The 2,000-nt window shown below is 61.0% G+C and carries 1 protein-coding gene; it reads left to right on the top strand.

Annotation, left to right across the window (positions count from 1 at the left end; translation table 11 throughout):
• Positions 1–1,498: RHS repeat domain-containing protein (locus tag QFW77_RS03050; RefSeq protein ID WP_280572802.1), on the top strand; the 1,498-nt coding region annotated here is incomplete at its 5' end.
• Positions 1,499–2,000 lie beyond the last annotated feature (502 nt).

Consider the following 2,000-nt stretch of genomic DNA (forward strand, 5'->3'; position numbering starts at 1 on the left):
GGTGACGGAGGTGGGCGTGACCTCGCCGGGCGGTATTCGCGAGGTCCTGCTGACCGGCGCCGACTACTACCCCTTCGGCCCGGCCGCCGGATGGACGTACGGGAATGGCCGTCGCCTCGATCGGGTGCATGATCTGGATTACCGGCCCGCGTCCATCAGCGACCCGGCTGCCGGCGGATTGGATTTCGGCTACAGCTACGACCCGGTCGGCAATCTCACGGCGCTGCACACCGCCGACTTGGCCGAGCCGCCGCGAGCCAGCTTCGACTACGACCCGCTCGGCCGCCTCACCGCCTTCCGCGACGGCGCCGCCGGCGCGGCCATCGAGAGCTACGGCTACGACGCCACCGGCAACCGCACCAGCTTCACCAATGCCGGCGGCAGCCAGGCCTACAGCTACCCGGCCGACAGCCACCGGCTCGCCGCCGTGGCCGGCGTGGCCCGCAACTACGACAATGCCGGCAATACCCTCGCCATCGGCACGGCCAGGGAGTTCGTCTACAACGCCGCCAACCGCATGAGCCAGGCGAAGCAGGGCGGCGCGTTGGCGATGCACTACGTCTACAACGGCCGGGGCGAGCAGGTACGCAGGCACCTGGGCGCCAGCGACACGACCACGGTCTTCGATGAGGCCGGCCGCTGGCTCGGGGACTATGACGCTGCGGGTGCCCCGCTGCAGCAGGCGATATGGCTCGACGACTTCCCGGTCGGCCTGCTGGTCGGCAGCTCAGGCGTCAATCGGCTCCACTACGTGCAGCCCGACCACCTCGGTACGCCGCGTGCGGTGATCGATCCGGTGCGGAATGTGGCCGTATGGAACTGGGACCTGGCGAGCGAGGCTTTCGGCAATAGTCCGCCGAATGAGGATCCGGATGGGGATGGCATCGGGTTCGTGTTCGATATGCGCTTTCCGGGCCAGCGAGACGATGCGGCGAGTGGGCTCAGCCAAAACTACTTTCGGGATTACGAACCAGAAATGGGCCGGTACTCACAGAGTGATCCGGTTGGGTTTCAAGGCGGAATAGCGACGTACGCTTACGCGTACAACAACTCTCTATTGTGGCAGGACGCCCGAGGGCTGAGTCCTATTACATGTTCCAATATTGGTGCGCGCGTCGGCGTAGGAAGTACAGGAACGATCCAATGCAATGGACGTGGTGGATACGAAATTGTCAATTGCGCTAGTCAGTGTATGAGAGGATGCACGCAAGCTCACGAGCAACAGCATATAAGTGACTATGTAGCACGGTACGGATCAAGGTCGTGCGCGAACCGGCCTAGAGGTAGTCTGCCGGACGACGAAACAGCCGCACCAAGGGACATGGCTCATTATGATCAGTTCCGAAATATGAGCGAATGCAGAGCGTACGGGAGAAGTATCGAGTGCGCGAAGAATATTCTTGAATCTGGCTGTGATTGCAACCAAGAAGCTGAGCAGGTGATCAGCGCTGCTGAAGCGCAAAGGAGGCGGTTCTCGTGCAGTACATATGGGTTATAGCTGTGGCGATGCTGGTCGCATGTGGTACCGGCGAAATCTATCCAAGTCCTGCAAGTTCCAGTAACGACTGTGACGATGTTGAACTGTCGCAACTCCCGGTGTCTGCCGAGAGGCTGCGGTCCAGAGTCTCCGAGCTGACGGGCTACGAGGAAGGTTATACGTTTGACCGGATATGCAGAACGGGTGGAATTTATCTCCTTGGCATTATTCCTCCGAAAGATCGGCGTCATGGCATATTTTCAGTGCTACTGATGATGGATGAGTCCGGCGAGATCAGTATTGTTCCTTCGGAGTGACTGGGCGTGCTTGGTGCATGATTGTTGCGGGGGGGGGGGTAACAGGGGTCAGAGTAGACTTTTTCTGATGGAGACAAAGGAGCCGCGATGGACGATGTCAGCGGCAGCACTCGCTACTGCTACGACCGCTTCGGCCAGATGACGCGCAAGCTCCAGGTCACCAACGGGCAGACGTTCGCGCTGCGCTACAGCTACACCAAGGGCGG

Source organism: Luteimonas endophytica (assembly GCF_029887875.1).
GTDB lineage: Bacteria > Pseudomonadota > Gammaproteobacteria > Xanthomonadales > Xanthomonadaceae > Luteimonas > Luteimonas endophytica.